The organism is Enterobacter sp. BNK-29 (assembly GCF_048684785.1).
Taxonomy (GTDB): domain Bacteria; phylum Pseudomonadota; class Gammaproteobacteria; order Enterobacterales; family Enterobacteriaceae; genus Enterobacter; species Enterobacter cloacae_M.
The window spans coordinates 1,924,467-1,945,568 of sequence record NZ_JBLQTU010000001.1; the positions used below are offsets into that span (position 1 = coordinate 1,924,467).

Below are 21,102 nucleotides of genomic sequence, written 5' to 3' on the forward strand. Positions count from 1 at the left end.
GCCTGATGGCACTATACCAGAGAATAAAATTAATCTGTTTGCCTGGCTTTGTGAATGATTGTTTACGTGCGGTTTGTGCTCCACTGCCCGAAAAAAGCACAACGATAATTGGGTTACCCTGGCAATGATGTTATGATTCTGTTGCTTTTATGTATAAGAACAGGTAAGCCTTACCATGCCACATTCCTACGATTACGACGCAATAGTTATTGGTTCCGGCCCCGGCGGCGAAGGTGCTGCTATGGGTCTGGTGAAACAGGGAGCCAGAGTAGCGGTCATCGAGCGCTACCATAATGTCGGCGGCGGTTGCACCCACTGGGGCACCATCCCTTCGAAAGCCCTCCGCCACGCCGTTAGCCGCATTATCGAATTTAACCAGAACCCTCTTTACAGCGACCACTCCCGACTTCTTCGTTCATCCTTTGCTGACATCCTGAATCATGCGGATACCGTTATTAACCAGCAGACACGCATGCGTCAGGGATTTTATGAGCGTAACCATTGTGAAATTTTGCAGGGCAATGCGCATTTTGTGGATGAACACACCCTGGCACTCGAATGCCACGACGGTTCGGTTGAAACCATCACGGCTGAAAAATTTGTGATCGCCTGCGGCTCGCGCCCTTACCATCCCGCCGACGTGGACTTCTCGCACCCGCGCGTCTACGACAGCGACTCGATTCTGAGCCTGCACCATGAACCCCGCCACGTTATTATCTATGGCGCAGGGGTGATTGGTTGCGAATATGCGTCGATCTTCCGCGGAATGGACGTCAAAGTTGACCTGATCAACACCCGTGACCGCCTCCTGGCGTTCCTCGATCAGGAGATGTCGGATTCCCTCTCCTACCACTTCTGGAACAGCGGCGTGGTGATTCGCCACAACGAAGAGTACGAGAAAATCGAAGGCTGTGACGACGGGGTGATCATGCACCTGAAGTCCGGTAAGAAGCTGAAAGCAGACTGCCTGCTGTACGCCAACGGCCGAACCGGCAACACCGATTCACTGCAATTGCAGAACATCGGTCTTGAAACCGACAGCCGTGGTCAGCTGAAGGTCAACAGCATGTACCAGACCGCCCTGCCGCACGTTTACGCGGTTGGCGACGTGATTGGCTACCCGAGCCTGGCCTCTGCCGCTTACGACCAGGGACGCATTGCCGCACAGGCGCTGGTAAAAGGCGAAGCGACGGCGCACCTGATCGAAGATATTCCGACGGGCATCTATACCATCCCGGAAATCAGTTCAGTCGGGAAAACCGAGCAGCAGCTGACGTCAATGAAGGTGCCTTACGAGGTGGGACGTGCCCAGTTTAAACATCTGGCGCGGGCGCAAATCGTGGGGATGAGCGTGGGAACGCTGAAGATCCTGTTCCATCGCGAGACGAAAGAGATCCTCGGCATTCACTGCTTTGGTGAACGCGCGGCGGAAATCATTCATATCGGCCAGGCGATAATGGAGCAGAAAGGCGGTGGTAACACCATTGAGTACTTCGTTAACACCACCTTTAACTACCCGACCATGGCGGAAGCCTATCGGGTAGCCGCGCTGAACGGCTTAAACCGCCTGTTTTAACGCGCTGTCGAAATGGCCATCCATCGAACCGCGGATGGCCTCTGCCAGCTGCTCATAGCGGCTGCGCAGCGGTGAACCCGGACGATACACCAGGCCGATAGTGCGACGCGGCTCAGGCTTAATGCACGGCAGATAAACCACGCCATCACGTTTACGCTCGCGCGGCACGGCCAGCGCAGGCAGCAGCGTAATACCGCTTCCCGCCGCGACCATATTACGCAGCGTTTCCAGGCTGGTTGCGCGGAAATGGGTATCTTCATCCGCACCCGCTTCAAAGCAAAAGCCCATCGCCTGATCGCGCAGGCAGTGCCCATCTTCCAGCATCAGCAGCTTTTCACCGGCCAGATCGGCCATCGGTACGCGATCGCGGTTCGCCCACGGGTGATCTTCATAGATCGCCAGCATCATCGGCTCATCGAACAGCGGCACTTCAATAAAGGCTTCACTCTCTTTCACCAGCGCCAGAATGGCGCAATCGAGCTTGCCGCTGTCTAACTGCGCCAGCAGCTGATGGGTTTGCGCTTCATGCAGGTACATTTCGAGTTTCGGGAACGTCTGGTGCAGCATCGGAATGATGTGCGGCAACAGGTACGGGCCAACGGTTGGGATCAGGCCAATATGCAGCGGGCCGGACATCGCCTCCCCCTGCTGGCTTGCCATTTCCTTGAGCACTTTGACCTCGCGCAGCACGGTGCGCGCCTGATCCACTAGCAGCAGACCTGCCTGTGTGAACAGAACCTTACGACTGGTGCGCTCCAGCAGCATCACGCCCAGCTCGTCTTCCAGCTTGCGGATCTGACCGCTCAGCGTGGGCTGGCTGACGTGGCAGGAGTCTGCCGCGCGGCGAAAGTGACGATGCTCGGCTAACGCTACCAGGTATTCAAGATCACGAATATTCATTATTCATCCTCCGTCGCCACGATAGTTCATGGCGATAGATAGCATAGCAACGAACGATTATCCCTATCAAGCATTCTGTTGAATAATACACCACATAGACGAGGCGGCACGTGTTTGACCCTTGACGTCCCCGCACCGTCAGCGAGTTTCTCTCAAAACTCGAACAACTAAAGCCAACGTGAACTTTTGCGGACCCCGTGGTCCGCTTTTTTTTTTGCGTAAAAAAACCCGCAGATAAAAGCAAAATGGCAACCGAAGCTGCCATTTTTCGTGTTTACCCCTTTTCCCCGTGACATTTTCATAAGCATCTCTTATCTGGCGCAATGGGAATTAAATTTCGTAAATTGCCCGTATTTATTCGTTTGCTGAACCGTTTTCGCAGCAATTGACGACGGGGGTTTTACGTGGCTTTATAAAGGGAGATGACAAAATAATGTCCAGAAAATTTTCGCCTGGGCATAAACAAAAATGATGGGGTGACTGGGTTTTTATGAACGAACAATATTCCGCGTTGCGTAGTAATGTCAGTATGCTCGGCAAAGTGCTTGGAGATACCATCAAAGACGCGTTGGGGGAGAACATCCTTGACCGCGTTGAAACCATCCGCAAGCTGTCTAAATCTTCCCGTGCCGGTAACGAGGCCAGTCGTCAGGAGCTGCTCACCACCTTGCAGAACCTCTCTAACGATGAGCTGCTGCCCGTTGCACGCGCATTCAGCCAGTTCCTGAACCTGGCAAACACCGCTGAGCAATACCACAGCATTTCGCCAAATGGCGAAGCGGCAAGCAACCCGGAAGTCATTGCCCGCACCCTGCGTAAACTGAAAGACCAGCCAGACCTCAACGAAGCCACCATTAAAAAAGCGGTGGAGTCACTTTCGCTGGAGCTGGTGCTGACCGCACACCCCACTGAAATTACCCGTCGCACCCTGATCCACAAAATGGTGGAAGTGAACAACTGTCTGAAGCAGTTGGATAACAAAGACATTGCCGACTACGAACGCAACCAGCTGATGCGCCGTCTGCGCCAGCTGATTGCCCAGTCCTGGCACACCGATGAAATTCGTAAGCATCGTCCAAGCCCGGTCGACGAAGCCAAATGGGGCTTTGCAGTGGTGGAAAACAGCCTGTGGGAAGGGGTGCCTAACTACCTGCGCGAGCTGAACGAACAGCTGGAAGAGAACCTCGGCTACCGCCTGCCGGTCGACTTCGTTCCGGTCCGCTTCACCTCCTGGATGGGCGGCGACCGCGACGGCAACCCGAACGTGACCGCAGAAATTACCCGTCACGTCCTGCTGCTGAGCCGCTGGAAAGCGACCGACCTGTTCCTGAAAGATATTCAGGTGCTGATCTCCGAGCTATCGATGGTTGAAGCGACGCCGGAACTGCGCGCGCTGGCCGGAGAAGAAGGCGCCAGCGAGCCGTACCGTTTCCTGATGAAGAAACTGCGTGGTCAGCTGATGGCTACCCAGGCCTGGCTGGAAGCGCGTCTGAAAGGTCAGCGCCTGCCAAAACCAGAAGGTCTGCTCAGCCAGAACGAACAGCTCTGGGAGCCGCTCTACGCCTGCTATAAATCACTGCAGGCCTGCGGGATGGGCATCATCGCTAACGGCGAACTGCTCGATACCCTGCGCCGCGTGAAGTGCTTCGGCGTGCCGCTGGTGCGTATCGACGTACGTCAGGAAAGTACCCGTCATACCGAAGCGCTGGGCGAGCTGACCCGCTATCTCGGCATCGGCGACTATGAAAGCTGGTCCGAAGCCGACAAACAGGCCTTCCTGATCCGCGAGCTGAACTCGAAGCGCCCTCTGCTGCCGCGCAACTGGGAGCCAAGCAACGAAACCCGCGAAGTACTCAACACCTGTAAAGCGATCGTGGACGCGCCGAAAGGATCGGTGGCCGCCTATGTGATCTCCATGGCGAAGACGCCGTCCGACGTGCTGGGCGTTCACCTTCTGCTGAAAGAAGCGGGAATCGACTACGCTCTGCCGGTCGCCCCGCTGTTTGAGACCCTCGACGACCTGAACAACGCCAACGACGTCATGACCCAACTGCTGAATATCGACTGGTACCGCGGCTTTATTCAGGGCAAACAGATGGTGATGATTGGCTATTCCGACTCCGCGAAAGATGCGGGCGTGATGGCGGCATCCTGGGCGCAGTATCAGGCGCAGGACGCACTGATCAAAACCTGCGAGAAAGCCGGTATTGAGCTGACCCTGTTCCACGGACGCGGTGGCTCGATTGGCCGTGGCGGCGCGCCAGCACACGCAGCGCTGCTGTCGCAGCCGCCGGGAAGCCTGAAAGGCGGCCTGCGCGTCACCGAGCAGGGCGAGATGATCCGCTTCAAGTACGGTCTGCCGGAAGTGACCATCAGCAGCCTGTCGCTTTACACCAGCGCCATTCTGGAAGCAAACCTGCTGCCGCCGCCGGAGCCGAAAGCATCCTGGTGCCATATCATGGACGAGCTGTCTGATATCTCCTGCGATCTGTACCGCGGCTACGTGCGTGAAAACAAAGATTTCGTTCCTTACTTCCGCTCGGCCACGCCTGAGCAGGAGCTGGGTAAACTGCCGCTGGGCTCACGTCCTGCTAAGCGTCGCCCGACCGGTGGCGTAGAGTCTCTGCGCGCGATCCCGTGGATCTTCGCCTGGACGCAGAACCGTTTGATGCTGCCCGCCTGGCTGGGTGCCGGTGCCGCGCTGCAAAAAGTGGTGGAAGACGGTAAACAGAACGAACTGGAAACCATGTGCCGCGACTGGCCGTTCTTCTCTACCCGTCTGGGCATGCTGGAGATGGTCTTCTCGAAAGCCGACCTGTGGCTGGCGGAATACTACGACCAGCGTCTGGTGAAGCCAGAGCTGTGGGCGCTGGGTAAAGAGCTGCGCGAACTGCTGGAAGGCGACATCAAAGTGGTGCTGGACATCGCCAACGACTCACATCTGATGGCGGACCTGCCGTGGATTGCCGAGTCTATTCAGCTGCGTAACATCTACACCGACCCGCTGAACGTCCTGCAGGCAGAGCTGCTGCACCGTTCGCGTCTGGCGGAAGAAGAAGGTAAAGAGCCGGATCCGCGCGTTGAACAGGCGCTGATGGTGACGATTGCGGGCGTTGCTGCGGGCATGCGCAACACCGGCTAATACTCTATGCCTGGCGGCGCCGCGCTTGCCCGGACCTGTGACTGGTAGGCCGGGTAAGCGTTAGCGCCACCCGGCACATTTCGGTAGTCTTCTCATGCATTCCGATATCACCCGACTTTTGGCAGACCTGGTGAACCGCACGCTACCGCTGGGCCAGATTCATTTCTCAGCGCTGTCTGAACAGTACACCCGAACATCTCCCTGCCTCGTCATTACCCTTGATACCTCCTGTGAGGCGATATTTTCATCCTTTGGACACATAACGCAGCCATCGCCTGACGCCCTGAGCATACATTTCGGTAAGCAGCTGCTGACTATCGAGTTACAGCATGACAATACGCTTGTGCAGCAGCTCCAGGTTGCCCGCCGCGGTCCACGAACGGGTGCTTTTCTTCTGCAGACGCTAACCGAATTACAGATGCAGCCTGATGAGCAAGAGACCGCGATACTGGTGGTATTAAGCTTGCTCAGCCACTGCCGGGATCTGCTTGGCAGCGATATCCACACCGCCAGCCGCAGCCGCGCCCTGTTTGAGGCCATTCGCCGCTTCATCGAAGAACATCATGCTTCGGCGTTAACCCGTGAATCCGTAGCGCAGGCGTTCTACGTCTCGCCGAACTACCTTTCCCACCTCTTTCAGAAGATTGGCAACGTGGGGTTCAACGAATACCTGACCCAAACGCGACTCGAACACGCGCGCCAGCTGCTGAAAGGCTACGATCTTAAAATCAAAGATATCGCCGCAAGCTGCGGGTTTACAGACAGCAATTACTTCTGCCGTCTCTTTCGCAAGCACACCGAACGCTCTCCTTCCGAATATCGTCGCCAGTATCACAGCGAGCTGACCACCAAAAAATAGCATTGTGATCGCTCTCGCACTTCGCTAAGGACATTACATTTGTCCAGTATTTGGCAAAATTGGCCTGTATCCGCCCTGCCTGCCCGCGCCTTATCCTTTATTCAACCTTTCTGACTTAAGGAAAAATAATGGAACTGTACCTGGATACCGCCAACGTGGCGGAAGTTGAACGCCTGGCGCGCGTTTTCCCCATTGCGGGCGTCACCACCAACCCGAGCATCGTTGCCGCCAGCCGTGAATCCATCTGGGACGTGCTGCCGCGTCTGCAAAAAGCCATCGGACCGGAAGGCACGCTGTTTGCTCAAACCATGAGCCGCGATGCCGAAGGGATGGTGGCGGAGGCCAAACGCCTGAGTAACACGGTCCCTGGCATCGTGGTGAAAATCCCGGTGACGGCTCAGGGGCTCATCGCGATTAAAGCATTGAAAAAAGAAGGGATAACCACGCTTGGGACCGCCGTTTACGGCGCGGCACAGGGCCTGCTCGCCGCGCTGGCAGGCGCGAAATATGTCGCGCCGTATGTAAACCGCGTTGACGCGCAGGGCGGTGACGGCATTCGCATGGTCCAGGAGCTGCAATCCCTGCTGGAATTGCACGCGCCGGAAAGCAAAGTGCTGGCCGCCAGCTTCAAAACGCCGCGGCAGGCGCTGGACTGCCTGCTGGCGGGATGCGAGGCAATCACGCTTCCCTTAGACGTAGCGCAACAAATGCTCGGCACGCCAGCGGTAGAGTCAGCCATAGAGAAGTTCGAGCAGGACTGGAAAAACGCGTTTGGTAACCTCAACCTCTAAGGGAGAACTGTTATGGACCGTATCATTCAATCGCCGGGAAAATATATCCAGGGCGCTGATGTGCTTACCCGTCTCGGCGACTATCTGAAGCCTCTGGCCAATCGCTGGCTGGTTGTCGGCGATAAATTTGTGCTGGGTTTTGCCGAAGAGACCCTGCGTCAGAGTTTTAAAAAAGCCGAACTGCATGCCGAAATCGCGCCGTTTGGCGGCGAATGTTCACAAAATGAAATCGACCGACTGAAAAAACTGGCCGACAGCGCCGACTGTCTGGCGGTGCTGGGTATCGGCGGCGGTAAAACGCTCGATACCGCCAAAGCGCTGGCCCATTTTATGGACGTACCCGTCGCCATTGCGCCAACCATCGCCTCCACCGATGCGCCGTGCAGCGCCCTTTCCGTCATTTACACCGACAGCGGTGAATTCGATCGCTACCTGATGCTGCCGCACAACCCGAACATGGTTATCGTCGATACCAAAGTGGTAGCGGGCGCGCCGGCACGCCTGCTGGCCGCCGGGATTGGCGATGCGCTGGCGACGTGGTTTGAAGCACGCGCCTGCTCGCGCAGCGGCGCGACCACCATGGCGGGCGGCAAATGTACGCAGGCAGCACTCGCGCTGGCCGAGCTGTGCTACAACACGCTGGTTGAAGAGGGTGAAAAAGCGATGCTGGCGGCAGAACAGCATGTGGTGACGCCTGCTCTTGAACGCATTATCGAAGCCAATACCTATCTCAGCGGCGTAGGCTTTGAAAGCGGCGGGCTGGCGGCAGCACACGCTATTCATAACGGAATGACGGCGGTACCGGACGCGCACCACTTCTATCACGGTGAAAAAGTGGCGTTTGGCACGCTGACGCAGCTGGTGCTGGAAAACGCGCCGGTAGAAGAAATAGAGACCGTCGCCGCGCTTTGTCACAGCGTTGGGCTGCCGATCACGCTGGCGCAGCTTAACATCAAAGAGGATATTCCGGCCAAAATGCGTCTGATCGCGGAAGCCTCCTGTGCCGAAGGGGAAACTATCCACAACATGCCCGGCGGCGTAACGCCGGATCAGGTGTATGCGGCGCTGCTGGTGGCCGACCAGTATGGGCAGCGGTTCCTGCAGGAGTGGGAGTAAATAGCGTGAATAAAAATCCCCGCATCAGCGGGGATTTTTTTTGCCCGTAAGCCGGGTAAGCGTCAGCGCTACCCGGCACAGGGGTTACTGCAGGTCAAACCGGTCCAGATCCATCACCTTCGCCCATGCGGCAACGAAGTCGCGAACAAACTTCTCATGCGCATCATCACTGGCATAAACCTCTGCCAGCGCGCGCAGAACGGCGTTAGAACCGAAGACCAGATCGGCGCGGGTGGCGGTGTATTTCACTTCACCGCTGGCGCGATCGCTTCCGGCAAACAGTTCATTAGATTCGTCGGTCGCCTTCCACTGGGTGTTCATGTCCAGCAGGTTCACGAAGAAATCGTTGCTCAGCACGCCCTCGCGGTCGGTGAACACGCCATTCTTGCTGCCATCAAAGTTGGCACCCAGCACGCGCAGGCCACCGATCAGCACCGTCAGCTCAGGCGCGGTCAGCGTCAGCTGCTGGGCTTTATCAATCAGCAGTGACTCTGTCGTGGACACATCCACCTGCGCACGGTAGTTGCGGAAGCCGTCGGCAATCGGTTCGAGCAGATTAAACATCTCGATATCCGTCTGATCCTGACGCGCATCGACGCGGCCCGGGGTGAACGGAACGTTGACGTAAACGCCTGCAGCTTTCGCCGCCTGCTCAACGCCCACCACGCCCGCCAGCACGATGATATCGGCCAGAGAGGCTTTGTTGGTGGTGCGCTGGATAGCTTCCAGAGCCGGCAACGCGCGAACCGCTGCGGCGTTCACATCCCAGTCGCGCTGAGGGGCCAGCGCCAGACGCGCGCCGTTGGCGCCGCCGCGCTTGTCGCCGCCGCGGAAGGTCGACGCTGATGCCCAGGCAACGGAAATCAGTTCGCTCACGGAGAGGCCAGAGGCAGCGATTTCCGCCTTCAGGCTTTCAATGTCTTCTTTCGACGGATTGAACACCGCCTGCGGCAGCGGGTCCTGCCAGATCAGATCTTCTTTTGGCACTTCCGGGCCAAGGTAACGCGATTTTGGCCCCATATCGCGGTGGGTCAGCTTGTACCACGCGCGCGCGAAGGCTTCGTTGAAGGCCTGCGGATCGTTCAGGAAGCGGCGGGAAATTTTCTCGAATTCCGGGTCAAAACGCAGCGTCAGGTCGGTGACCAGCATGGTAGGTTTGCGTTTTTTCGACGGGTCGAACGGGTCAGGCATGATTTCCGGCGCATCCACGGCTTCAAACTGAATCGCTCCCGCCGGGCTGCGGGTCTGCACCCATTCGTATTTGAACAGGTTCTCGAAGAAGTAGTTGCTCCACTGGGTCGGGGTTTGCGACCAGATGACTTCCAGACCGGAGGTAATGGCATCTGCGCCAACGCCCGTGCCGTGCGTGCTGGCCCAGCCCAGGCCCTGCGCTTCAATCGGCGAGGCTTCCGGGTCGGTGCCGACGTGCGTGGCTTCACCCGCGCCGTGGGTTTTGCCGAGGGTGTGGCCGCCCGCGATCAGCGCAACGGTCTCTTCGTCGTTCATCCCCATGTTGCCGAAGGTCGCGCGAATGGCCGCCGCAGCAGACAGAGGTTCACCGCTGGCGTTTGGCCCTTCCGGGTTCACATAGATCAGGCCCATTTCGGTGGCGGCGAGAGGTCGCTTCGCCAGCGCCTCTGGGTCACGGTGGGTTAGCCAGGCTTTTTCATCACCCCAGTTCACGTCCAGGTCTGGTTCCCAGACGTCTTCACGCCCGGCACCAAAACCAAACGTACGGAAGCCGGAGTTCTCCAGCGCCACGTTACCCGCGAGGATAAACAGGTCGGCCCAGGAAATTTTTTGTCCGTATTTTTGCTTGATTGGCCACAGCAGACGGCGCGCCTTATCCAGGCTCACGTTATCCGGCCAGGAGTTCAGCGGCGCAAAGCGCTGTTGACCGCGGCCTGCGCCGCCGCGTCCGTCAACGGAGCGATAGGTACCCGCGCCGTGCCAGGCCATACGGATAAACAGGCCCGCATAGCTGCCCCAGTCGGCAGGCCACCACGGTTGAGAGTCGGTTAAAAGGGCTTTGAGGTCGCCTTTAAGGGCGGAGTAATCAAGTTTGCTGAATTCTTTGCGGTAGTCGAAGTCTTCACCCAGCGGGTTCGAACGATTGGAATGTTGATTAAGAAGATCGATGCGGAGTTGTTTTGGCCACCAGTCGCGGCTGCCTGTACCTGCCCCCGCGCTGTGATCGACGCCGCCCTGGTGGAACGGGCATTTGCCGACCGATGCCGCTTTATTGGTCTCGTCTGACGTGCTCATCGCTATGCTCCCTTTTACAGTGTTACCGTTACGATATACACCACTAGCAATAAGTTATAGTTGAATTAATCCACAGATTCGATAGCTAATACCTTTTAACTCTTCGCGTGACAAAAAAGCCCTCGTAAAACGAGGGCTTTGTGCTTATTACGCCGGACGAACGCCCAGCGTATGGCAAATGGCGTAGCTCATCTCCGCGCGGTTCAGCGTATAGAAGTGGAAATCTTTCACCCCTTCACGGCTTAAAATTTTCACCATGTCCATCGCGATATTCGCCCCCACCAGCTTGCGGGTTTCCGGATCATCGTCCAGCCCTTCGTACATTTTGGACATCCACAGCGGAATGCGGACATTGGTCATATCAGCGAATTTCTTCGCCTGTTTGAAGTTAGAGACCGGCAGAATACCCGGGATAATTTCAACGTCGATGCCCGCGGAGACGCAGCGGTCACGGAAACGCAGGTAGCTTTCCACATCAAAGAAGAACTGGGTAATGGCGCGGTTCGCGCCGGCGTCCACTTTACGCTTGAGGTTCAGCAGATCGGCCTGGGCACTTTTCGCTTCCGGATGCACCTCAGGATAAGCGGCAACGGAGATATCAAAGTCGGCCACGTCTTTCAGCAGCGCGACCAGATCGGCGGCATACATGTCCGGCTTACCGCTGCCCGGCGGCAGGTCACCGCGCAGTGCGACGATATGACGAATGCCGTTATTCCAGTAATCCTGGGCGATGGCCCGCAGCTCGTCGCGGGTCGCGTCGATACAGGTGAGATGCGGCGCCGCTTCCAGACCGGTACGATCTTTGATGCCTTTAATGATGCTGTGCGTACGGTCACGCTCGCCGGAGTTGGCACCGTAAGTCACGGAAACGAACTTCGGCTTCAGGCTGCTAAGACGATCGATAGAGCTCCACAGGGTTTGCTCCATTTCACTGGTGCGCGGCGGGAAAAATTCAAAAGAGACGTTAATCTGGCCGTTTACTTCGGCCAGGCTCTGATTCAGTGCTTCCCGCTGGTTGGCGTGAAAAAAGCTCATACCTTACCTCTATCAATCGCATGTCGTTATTTGTTGTGTTGTGAACTTCTATACGTTTAGACGTCCAGATGTAAAAATGACGGAAAAGCGGAGGGACGTCAACATAAATAATCAACAATAACGATGAGGTTTGCTCAGGAAAGATGAAGAAAGTTCATGATGGGTGGTAGGGAGTGAGACATCGCCTCCCCGGGACCGTACACCCCTTTGGGTAAAGGGGAAAAAACCGCATCGCGCAGTCCTCTCCCCTATGGGATGTACGGTGCGGTTTTAATGCCAGCAGAAGTGATGCACAACCTGGGTAATCAGTTCGCGGGTTGGCTTGATGAAGCGGGTTTCCAGATATTCATCCGGCTGGTGCGCCTGGTTGATGGAGCCGGGGCCCAGGACCAGCGTAGGGCAAAGCGTCTGAATAAACGGCGCTTCGGTGCAGTAGTTCACCACGTCGGTTTTCTCACCGAGCAGCTTTTCCACCACCTCAACCAGCTGATGGTCCGGCGGGCATTCGTAACCCGGGATCGGCGGATGCAGTTCGGAGACCGTCAGGCGGCCCGGCCAGCGCTCGCTCACCGGAGCCAGCGCTTCATTCAGCAGGCCGTCGAGATCGCTGAGGGTCATGCCCGGCAGCGGGCGGATGTCCATATGCAGTTCGCAGCAGGCGCAGATGCGGTTCGAGGCATCGCCGCCGTGCAGGCTGCCGAGGTTCAGGGTCGGATACGGCACGGTGAACGCCTCATAGCGGTAGCGCTCTTTCAGATCGTCGCGCAGGGTCATGATTCGGCCGATGGCGTCATGCATCAGTTCGATGGCGTTCACCCCGCGCGCCGGATCGCTGGAGTGGCCGGACTGGCCCAGCACGCGCACGGCGGTAGAAATATGGCCTTTGTGCGCGCGGATCGGCTGCAAAGACGTCGGCTCGCCGATGATCGCGAAGTCCGGGCGAATCGACGTATTTTCAGAGAAGTAGCGCGCGCCCGCCATGCTGGTTTCTTCATCGGCGGTCGCCAGAATGTAGAGCGGTTTTTTCAGCTTCGTCACGTCCACGTCACGCAGCGCGTCGAGGATAAAGGCGAAGAAGCCTTTCATGTCGGCGGTGCCCAGACCATAGAGCTTGTTGTCTTGCTCGGTCAGGGTGAACGGATCGCGCGTCCAGCGGCCTTCGTCAAACGGCACCGTATCGGTATGACCGGCCAGCAGCAGGCCGCCCGCACCGGTTCCGGTGCTGGCGAGCAGGTTAAATTTGTGGCGGGTTCCGGGGACGGGCTGAACCTCAACGTTAAACCCAAGATCGCTAAACCAACCCGCCAGCAGATTGATTAAAGACTCATTGCTCTGATCCAGCGCTTCTTCCGTTGCGCTGATGGACGGTGTGGCAATCAGGGCGCGGTAGATCTCGATAAATGGCGGTAAGTTCATTTTCATTGTTGACACACCTTAGGTCGTGATAGTATCAATATTCATGCAATAAATGTGAATAAAAATACACTAACGTTGAGCATAAAGGAACCCGATGTTGAATACGCTGATTGTAGGCGCTAGCGGTTATGCGGGCGCAGAGCTTGTAAGCTACGTGAATCGCCATCCACATATGACCATAACCGCTTTGACCGTGTCAGCGCAAAGCAATGATGCAGGAAAGTTAATTTCCGATTTGCATCCGCAGCTTAAGGGTCTTGTCGATCTGCCGCTGCAGCCCATGTCTGACATCAGCGAGTTTACCGACGGCGTCGACGTGGTGTTTTTAGCCACCGCGCACGAGGTCAGCCACGACCTGGCGCCGCAGTTCCTGGCGGCCGGCTGCGTGGTCTTCGACCTTTCCGGCGCGTTCCGCGTGAACGACGGCGCGTTTTATGAAAAATATTACGGTTTCACCCATCAGCATCCAGATCTGCTTGAAAAAGCGGTGTACGGCCTGGCGGAGTGGAGCGCAGATAAACTGAAAGAAGCGGACCTCATTGCCGTTCCGGGCTGCTACCCGACGGCGGCGCAGCTTTCCCTGAAGCCGCTGATCGACGCAGGTCTGCTGGATCTGAGCCAGTGGCCGGTGATCAACGCCACCAGCGGCGTGAGCGGTGCAGGACGCAAGGCCGCTATTTCCAACAGCTTCTGCGAAGTGAGCCTTCAGCCGTATGGCGTGTTTAATCACCGTCATCACCCTGAAATCACGACGCATCTGGGCGCGGACGTTATTTTCACCCCGCACCTGGGCAGCTTCCCGCGCGGGATCCTCGAAACTATTACCTGCCGCCTGAAGCCAGGCGTGACCAAAGAGCAGGTGAACGAGGCCTTCACGCAGGCGTATGCGGATAAACCGCTGGTGCGCCTGTACGATAAAGGCGTGCCGGCGCTGAAAAACGTGGTCGGCCTGCCGTTCTGCGACATCGGCTTTGCCGTGCAGGGCGAGCATCTCATCGTTGTCGCCGCAGAAGATAACTTACTCAAAGGCGCTGCCGCACAGGCAATGCAGTGTGCAAATATTCGTTTCGGTTTCCCGGAAACGCAGGCTCTTATTTAAGGTGTGATGATGAACCCATTAATTATCAAACTCGGTGGTGTACTGCTGGACAGCGAAGAAGCGCTGGAGCGTCTGTTTACCGCGCTGGTGAACTATCGCGAATCACACCAGCGTCCGCTGGTGATTGTGCATGGCGGCGGCTGCGTGGTGGACGAGCTGATGAAAGGGCTCAACCTGCCGGTGAAAAAGAAGAACGGCCTGCGCGTGACGCCTGCTGATCAGATTGACATCATTACCGGCGCGCTGGCGGGTACGGCGAACAAAACGCTGCTGGCGTGGGCAAAGAAACACCACATCGCTTCCGTTGGCCTCTATCTGGGCGATGGCGACAGCGTAAAAGTGACCCAGCTCGACGAAGAGCTCGGCCACGTTGGACTGGCGCAGCCAGGTTCGCCTAAGCTGATTAACACGCTGCTGGAAGGGGGGTTCCTGCCGGTGGTGAGCTCTATCGGCGTGACCGAAGAGGGCGAGCTGATGAACGTCAACGCTGACCAGGCGGCGACGGCACTGGCGGCAACGCTGGGCGCGGATCTGATCCTGCTCTCCGACGTGAGCGGCATTCTGGACGGTAAAGGCCAGCGCATTGCGGAAATGACGGCTGAGAAAGCCGAGCAGCTGATTGCTCAGGGCATTATTACCGACGGCATGATCGTCAAAGTGAACGCCGCGCTGGATGCCGCACGCACGCTGGGCCGTCCTGTGGATATCGCCTCCTGGCGTCACGCGGAACAACTGCCGGCGCTGTTTAACGGCACGCCGATTGGCACGCGTATTTTAGCGTAAGTTTTTATTGAATGACCGTAGGCCGGGTAAGCGAAGCGCCACCTGGCAGAACTAACGAATAAAGGAATCATGTTATGGCACTTTGGGGTGGGCGTTTTACACAGGCAGCGGATCAGCGGTTCAAACAGTTCAACGACTCTTTGCGCTTCGACTACCGCCTGGCCGAACAGGATATTGTCGGCTCTGTGGCCTGGTCCAAAGCGCTGGTGACGGTGGGCGTACTGACCGCAGACGAACAATTACGGCTGGAAGAGGCGCTGAACAATCTGCTGGAAGAGGTGCGTCTTAATCCGCAGCAGATCCTCGAAAGCGATGCTGAAGATATTCACAGCTGGGTGGAAGGCAAGCTTATCGACAAAGTCGGCCAGCTGGGTAAAAAGCTGCATACCGGCCGCAGCCGTAACGACCAGGTCGCCACCGACCTGAAGCTGTGGTGTAAAGATACCGTTGGCGAACTGCTGGCGGCCAACCGTCAGCTGCAGAGCGCGCTGGTGGAGACCGCGCAGAACAACCAGGACGCGGTGATGCCGGGTTATACCCACCTGCAGCGCGCGCAGCCGGTGACCTTCGCACACTGGTGTCTGGCCTACGTCGAGATGCTGGCGCGTGACGAAAGCCGTCTGCAGGATACCCTGAAACGTCTGGACGTCAGCCCGCTGGGCAGCGGCGCGCTGGCCGGTACGGCGTATGAAATCGACCGTGAGCAGCTGGCAGGCTGGCTGGGCTTTGCCTCCGCCACCCGTAACAGCCTGGACAGCGTGTCCGACCGCGACCACGTGCTGGAGCTGCTATCCAATGCGTCTATCGGAATGGTGCATCTGTCGCGCTTTGCCGAAGACCTGATCTTCTTTAACTCTGGCGAAGCGGGCTTCGTCGAGCTGTCCGACCGCGTGACCTCAGGCTCATCCCTGATGCCGCAGAAGAAAAACCCGGACGCGCTGGAGCTGATCCGCGGCAAATGTGGCCGCGTGCAGGGCGCGCTGACCGGCATGATGATGACCCTGAAAGGGCTGCCGCTGGCGTATAACAAAGACATGCAGGAAGACAAAGAAGGGCTGTTCGACGCGCTCGACACCTGGCTGGACTGTCTGCATATGGGCGCGCTGGTGCTGGACGGCATTCAGGTGAAACGTCCGCGCTGCCAGGAAGCGGCGCAGCAGGGCTATGCGAACTCTACCGAACTGGCGGATTATCTGGTGGCGAAAGGCGTACCGTTCCGTGAAGCTCACCATATTGTGGGTGAAGCGGTGGTGGAAGCCATTCGTCAGGGTAAACCGCTGGAAGATCTGGCGCTGGCCGACCTGCAGAAGTTCAGCGCGGTTATCGGGGATGATGTGTATCCGATCCTTGCGCTGCAGTCCTGCCTGGATAAACGTGCCGCGAAAGGCGGCGTGTCGCCTAAGCAGGTGGCGCAGGCGATAGCCGATGCGAAAAACCGGTTGGTTTAATCTGTCCTGACAGGTGCCCTCTCCCACTGTACGGTCCGGGAAGAGGGCCAGGGTGAGGAGTTACAGCAGCTTAGCCAGACGGTTGATGTCGGACTGTATGGCTCCAGCGGTGACATCGCGCCCCGCGCCCGGACCACGGATCACCAGCGGGTTATCGCGATACCAGCGGCTTTCGATGGCGAAGACGTTATCGCACGGCAGCAGCGCCGCCAGCGGATGTTCAGGACGCACCGCCTCGACGCCGACTCGCGCTTTTCCGTTGGCCTCGAAACGCGCCACGTAGCGCAGCACCAGCCCCATCTCGTTCGCCGCCTCCAGACGCTGTACCATCTGCTCGTTAAGCTCTTCACCATTTTCAAAGAAATGATCCACAGAACCTTCTTCACAGCCGGCAGGCACCAGCGATTCGACGCGTACGGCATCCGGTTCGATGTCGTAACCGGCCTCACGCGCCAGGATCACCAGCTTACGCATCACGTCTTTGCCGGAAAGGTCAACGCGCGGATCGGGCTCGGTTAAGCCCTGCTGCCACGCCTGATCCACCAGGTCGGTGAAGGGTACGGTGCCGTCAAACTGCAGGAACAGCCAGGAGAGCGTGCCGGAGAAGATACCGCTCAGCGCCAGAATGCTGTCGCCGCTTTCAATCAGGTCACGCACGGTGTGGTTAACCGGCAGGCCAGCCCCAACGGTGGCGTTATAAAGCCAGTGGCGCCCCGTTTTTTCAAACGCGTCGTGGATCTGGCGGTATTTATCGGTGCTGCTCGCCCCCGCCAGCTTGTTCGCACTAATAACGTGGAAACCGTGGCTGGCGAAATCCAGATACTGATCCGCAAGCTGTTCGCTGGCGGTAACGTCCAGCACCACCAGATCGTCATACGGGTGCGCGCGCATCCACAGGAACAGCGACTCTTCATCCTGCTCTACGGCTTCATCATTAAAGAAGGCAAGCGCGCGGCTGGCGTCCAGCCCTTCGTAGTTCAGCAGGCTGCGGCGGCTGTCCACCACGCCCGCAAGAATGAATTCGAATCCGGTACGCGCCGAGAGCGTCACCTGTTCGCGGGCAAACAGCTCCAGCCAGCGGGAACCGATGTTGCCTTTCCCGAACAGCACCAGACCGATACGCTTTTCCGCGCGGAACAGGGAGGTGTGCAGGCCCTGAATCAGGCTCTCGGTTGGCCCTTTGCGCAGGACGGCGACCAGGCTGATGCCCTCCTCCGACTGCCAGGTGAACTCCACCGGCTGGCCTTTCAGCTGCTGCCAGAAGCGGTGGCAGTGCAGCGGGTTACGGGTGACGCCCGCGCCCACCATCGCCACCAGCGCCAGCCCCTGACGCAGGCGAAGCTCGCCCGGCAGGCCCGCTTCATCCAGAATTTTCAGCGCGCTGTCCGCCACTTCAGCGGTGTAGCAGAACTGCAGCAGTTGACGATCGTTATGCACGCCAACGGCCAGCGGACGCACCTGGGCGCGTTTCAGGATCGTGTCGATATCTTTATGCGCCAGCTTGAAGTCCTGGCCCGCAGGCACCTGGAACTCAATCAGGCAGATGTCGTCGTGGCTGGTGACAATACGCGCCCCGGTACCGGACGCCAGCACGCGCTCAATGCGCGTGGAGCCTTGATCCGGGGTGTAACTGCAGCGCAGCTGGAGGTCGATATCGCTGCCGGAAACCGGCTGCAGCGTGCGCGCGTGCAGTACCGGCGCGGCCAGACGCGCCAGCTCGCTGGCTTCGTCGAGACGCAGCAGCGGCAGCAGGCAGGCATCTTTCACCTTACGCGGGTCCGCGCTGTACACACCGGCCACGTCGCTCCAGATGGTGACGCGGGACACGCCCGCCAGGGCACCAATCTGCGTTGCCGAGTAGTCAGAACCGTTACGGCCCAGCAGTACGGTTTCACCCGCGTTGCTGCGGCTGATAAAGCCGGTGACGACAATACGTTTGCCCGGATGCTGCACCAGCAGCTGTTGCAGCAGCGGGTAGGACAACCCTTCATCCACCTGCGGCTGCGCGGCGCGTTCGGCGCGCAGGAAATCACGCGCGTCGAGCCAGGCCGCTTCCACGCCCAGGTGTTGCAGCACGGCGGCCATCAGGCGCGCGGACCACACTTCACCGTGACCCACCACTTCGGCATACACCGCGTCGGTAATTCCGCTGTCCAGCAGGGCAGCCAGACGCTCAAGGTCATGCGTGAAGGCGCTGATCAGCCCGTCCGCCACGTCCGCAGGCAGCAGGCCGGCAATCAGCTCGCTCTGGTAGCGGCGTAAGGACTGTTGTACCTGATGCGCAGAAAGGCGATCGGTCTGGCTCAGTTTCAGCCAGCTAATCAACTGGTTGGTGGTGCTGCCCGCCGCCGAGACAACCATCATGTCACCCGGCTGTGAATATTCCGTCATGATGCCTGCAACGCGCAGGTAACATTTCACATCAGCAAGACTACTACCACCAAACTTGTGCAGTTGACGACCCTTCGCCCCTGCCTGCGCTATCACACTCATGATTACCCCTTGGCTGCGATCCGGAAGGCATTTTCCAGATCGGCAATTAAATCTTCAGAATCTTCAATGCCGGTTGAGATACGCAGCAGCGTCTCAGAAATTCCGGCGGCGGCACGAGCTTCCGGTGCCATACCTGCGTGCGTCATGGTCGCGGCGTGGGAGATCAAGCTTTCAACCCCACCTAAGGATTCCGCCAGCGTAAACAATGACAGCCCGCTCAGGAAGCGACGCAGCGTTTGCTCGTCACCGTCCAGTTCAAAACTTAACATCGCGCCAAACCCTTTCTGCTGACGCGCGGCAATCTCGTGCCCCTGATTTTCTGGCAGCGACGGGTGATAAAGCTTTTTCACCAGCGGCTGGGTTTTCAGGAAATCGACAATCGCCTGGGCATTGCGCTGCGCCACGTCCATGCGCGGCGACAGCGTGCGGATGCCGCGCAACAGCAGATAGCTGTCGAAGGCCCCAGCGGTGACGCCAATATTATTGGCCCACCATGCCAGTTCGGTGACAACGTCCGGATCTTTGGCAATCACCACGCCCGCCACCACATCAGAATGGCCGTTCAGATATTTAGTGCATGAATGCAATACCAGATCGGCACCCAGTGCGAGTGGGTTCTGAAGGGCCGGACTGAGGAACGTATTATCCACTACACTTATCGCTCCCGCATCCCTTGCGAGCTGACAAATTTTCGCAATATCGACAACGCGCAACAATGGATTGCTTGGACTTTCCACCAGAACCAGCTTCGGTTTCTCTGCCAGGGCCTGTTTCAGCGCCTGTTCGTCGTTTTGATCGACAAACAGCACGCGATAGCAGCCGCGTTTCGCCAGGCTGTCAAACAGGCGATAGCTGCCGCCGTAGCAGTCGTGCGGCGCGACCAGCAGATCGCCCGGTTTCAGGAACACCGTGGTCACCAGGTGAATGGCGGACATCCCCGTATTGGTTAATACTGCACCTGCGCCACCTTCCAGCTCGGCCAGCGCGCGCTGGGTCACGTCACGCGTAGGGTTGCCACGACGCGAATAATCATGCGCGCGGGGTTCATTAAATCCGGTGAAGTTATAGGTACTGGAAAGATGAATCGGCGGGACAACGCAGCCGTACTGCTCGTCATCATTTAATCCGCTACGCACTGCAATAGTGGCCTGTTTACGCGTCATGGTGAGGGCTTCCTGGCGAATGAGGTGAAAAGTCAGGCACCAGAGTAAACATTGAAAGTATGGACGTCAATACATCTGGACATCTAAACTTCTTTGCGTATAGATTGAGCAATGCGCAAATAGCCGTTAAAATTATATGCTTTAGTGCACGCTGCAGCGGCAATATCCGTGCCACGGTATCGTCTCTACGGTAAACTAGACAAGATTGCGGTTCAAAACGGGTGGTTACAGGTTTTGCACCTTTAAATAAATGACTGAGAGGATTAAAGGTATCTCATGGCTGAATGGAGCGGCGAATATATCAGCCCATACGCTGAGCACGGTAAGAAGAGTGAGCAAGTAAAGAAAATTACGGTTTCCATTCCTCTGAAGGTGTTGAAGATCCTCACCGATGAACGTACGCGTCGTCAGGTGAACAACCTGCGCCACGCGACCAACAGCGAACTGCTGTGCGAAGCGTTTCTGCATGCGTTTACCGGTCAACCGTTGCCGAACGATGAAGATCTGCGCAAAGAGCGCAGTGATGAAATCCCGGAAGAGGCGAAGGTGATCATGCGTGAACTGGGTATTGACCCGGATACGTGGGAATACTGAGAAGCGGATACAAAAAAGGCACCTTGCGGTGCCTTTTTTTCGGGAAACTTATTTAGCGCCCGGGATGCTGAAACGCTTGTTGAAGCGGTCAACACGGCCACCGGTTGCAACGTCACGCTGCTTACCAGTGTAGAACGGGTGGCATTTGCCGCACACGTCCAGGTTCAGATCGTGACCCACGGTAGAGCGGATCTGGATAGAGTTACCGCAAGAACAGTTTGCAGTAATCATTTCGTATTTCGGGTGAATATCTTTTTTCATGGGAGAACCTCAGTTAAGGCCGCGTCGCTCTTCCAGCCCTAACGCCAGACACCACGCGATGTTGATTGTAAGTTCTTTGGCGTAAAGTACACCAAAGGCGGCGAATCATACAGAATTTGACCAACGTATGCAAACTGATCCGCACGCCGCTTTTACTAATG

Annotated in this window: 16 protein-coding genes; 9 read left to right on the forward strand and 7 right to left on the reverse strand. The window is 57.6% G+C overall.

Going from position 1 to position 21,102, the window contains the following annotated elements:
- Positions 1-175: 175 nt before the first annotated feature.
- Positions 176-1,576 carry a Si-specific NAD(P)(+) transhydrogenase gene (gene sthA, locus ACMGGX_RS09220; RefSeq protein ID WP_023333838.1) on the forward strand — a complete coding sequence of 467 codons (1,401 nt, stop codon included), beginning with the start codon at positions 176-178 and terminating at the stop codon, positions 1,574-1,576.
- Here the strand turns inward: sthA and oxyR are convergent.
- Entirely contained in the window at positions 1,559-2,476 is a 918-nt protein-coding gene (gene oxyR, locus ACMGGX_RS09225) for a DNA-binding transcriptional regulator OxyR (RefSeq protein WP_023309664.1), read from the reverse strand. The genes sthA and oxyR overlap by 18 nt on opposite strands.
- 490 nt (positions 2,477-2,966) lie before the next feature.
- Between oxyR and ppc the strand changes: the two genes are divergently transcribed.
- From ppc to gldA, 4 genes are all read left to right on the forward strand, one after another.
- Positions 2,967-5,618: a phosphoenolpyruvate carboxylase gene (ppc, locus tag ACMGGX_RS09230; RefSeq protein ID WP_023309665.1), complete on the forward strand. Its 2,652-nt coding sequence runs from the start codon at positions 2,967-2,969 to the stop codon at positions 5,616-5,618.
- 94 nt (positions 5,619-5,712) lie between these two features.
- Positions 5,713-6,477, forward strand: coding sequence for a helix-turn-helix transcriptional regulator (locus ACMGGX_RS09235; protein ID WP_420298294.1), 765 nt, complete (start codon positions 5,713-5,715; stop codon positions 6,475-6,477).
- A gap of 128 nt (positions 6,478-6,605) precedes the next feature.
- Positions 6,606-7,268: a fructose-6-phosphate aldolase gene (gene fsa, locus ACMGGX_RS09240; RefSeq protein ID WP_420298295.1), complete on the forward strand. Its 663-nt coding sequence runs from the start codon at positions 6,606-6,608 to the stop codon at positions 7,266-7,268.
- A gap of 12 nt (positions 7,269-7,280) precedes the next feature.
- Positions 7,281-8,384 (forward strand): bifunctional L-1,2-propanediol dehydrogenase/glycerol dehydrogenase, encoded by a 1,104-nt coding sequence (gene gldA / locus ACMGGX_RS09245; protein WP_008501794.1) that lies wholly within the window; start codon positions 7,281-7,283, stop codon positions 8,382-8,384.
- Positions 8,385-8,468: 84 nt separating this feature from the next.
- Here the strand turns inward: gldA and katG are convergent, their stop codons facing one another.
- The 3 genes from katG to argE all read right to left on the reverse strand — a co-directional run bounded on the left by katG (position 8,469) and on the right by argE (position 13,106).
- Positions 8,469-10,649, reverse strand: coding sequence for a catalase/peroxidase HPI (katG, locus tag ACMGGX_RS09250; protein WP_045404251.1), 2,181 nt, complete (start codon positions 10,647-10,649; stop codon positions 8,469-8,471).
- Positions 10,650-10,796: 147 nt separating this feature from the next.
- Positions 10,797-11,684 carry a methylenetetrahydrofolate reductase gene (metF, locus tag ACMGGX_RS09255; RefSeq protein WP_023309676.1) on the reverse strand — a complete coding sequence of 296 codons (888 nt, stop codon included), beginning with the start codon at positions 11,682-11,684 and terminating at the stop codon, positions 10,797-10,799.
- 270 nt (positions 11,685-11,954) lie between these two features.
- Positions 11,955-13,106 (reverse strand): acetylornithine deacetylase, encoded by a 1,152-nt coding sequence (gene argE, locus ACMGGX_RS09260; RefSeq protein WP_420298296.1) that lies wholly within the window; start codon positions 13,104-13,106, stop codon positions 11,955-11,957.
- Positions 13,107-13,194: 88 nt separating this feature from the next.
- Here argE and argC point away from each other — a divergent pair, with 88 nt between their 5' ends.
- The 3 genes from argC to argH all read left to right on the forward strand — a co-directional run bounded on the left by argC (position 13,195) and on the right by argH (position 16,430).
- Entirely contained in the window at positions 13,195-14,199 is a 1,005-nt protein-coding gene (gene argC, locus ACMGGX_RS09265) for an N-acetyl-gamma-glutamyl-phosphate reductase (protein ID WP_032662767.1), read from the forward strand.
- A 6-nt stretch (positions 14,200-14,205) separates the two neighbouring features.
- Positions 14,206-14,982, forward strand: a complete 777-nt coding sequence (gene argB, locus ACMGGX_RS09270; protein ID WP_090420882.1) for an acetylglutamate kinase — start codon at positions 14,206-14,208, stop codon at positions 14,980-14,982.
- Between the two features lie 74 nt (positions 14,983-15,056).
- The gene (argH, locus tag ACMGGX_RS09275) at positions 15,057-16,430 is read left to right on the forward strand and encodes an argininosuccinate lyase (protein ID WP_023309680.1); all 1,374 of its coding nucleotides are present in this window, start codon (positions 15,057-15,059) and stop codon (positions 16,428-16,430) included.
- A 60-nt stretch (positions 16,431-16,490) separates the two neighbouring features.
- Here argH and ACMGGX_RS09280 read toward each other — a convergent pair whose 3' ends face one another.
- Positions 16,491-18,923, reverse strand: coding sequence for a bifunctional aspartate kinase/homoserine dehydrogenase II (locus tag ACMGGX_RS09280; RefSeq protein ID WP_032662744.1), 2,433 nt, complete (start codon positions 18,921-18,923; stop codon positions 16,491-16,493).
- Between the two features lie 2 nt (positions 18,924-18,925).
- Positions 18,926-20,086 carry a cystathionine gamma-synthase gene (gene metB, locus ACMGGX_RS09285; protein ID WP_033146933.1) on the reverse strand — a complete coding sequence of 387 codons (1,161 nt, stop codon included), beginning with the start codon at positions 20,084-20,086 and terminating at the stop codon, positions 18,926-18,928.
- A gap of 276 nt (positions 20,087-20,362) precedes the next feature.
- Here metB and metJ point away from each other — a divergent pair, with 276 nt between their 5' ends.
- Complete coding sequence (gene metJ, locus ACMGGX_RS09290) at positions 20,363-20,680, forward strand: met regulon transcriptional regulator MetJ (RefSeq protein WP_007369220.1); 318 nt, start codon at positions 20,363-20,365, stop codon at positions 20,678-20,680.
- A 48-nt stretch (positions 20,681-20,728) separates the two neighbouring features.
- On the opposite strand, the gene rpmE is transcribed toward metJ, so the two are convergent.
- Positions 20,729-20,941 (reverse strand): 50S ribosomal protein L31, encoded by a 213-nt coding sequence (rpmE, locus tag ACMGGX_RS09295; protein WP_003862040.1) that lies wholly within the window; start codon positions 20,939-20,941, stop codon positions 20,729-20,731.
- Positions 20,942-21,102 lie beyond the last annotated feature (161 nt).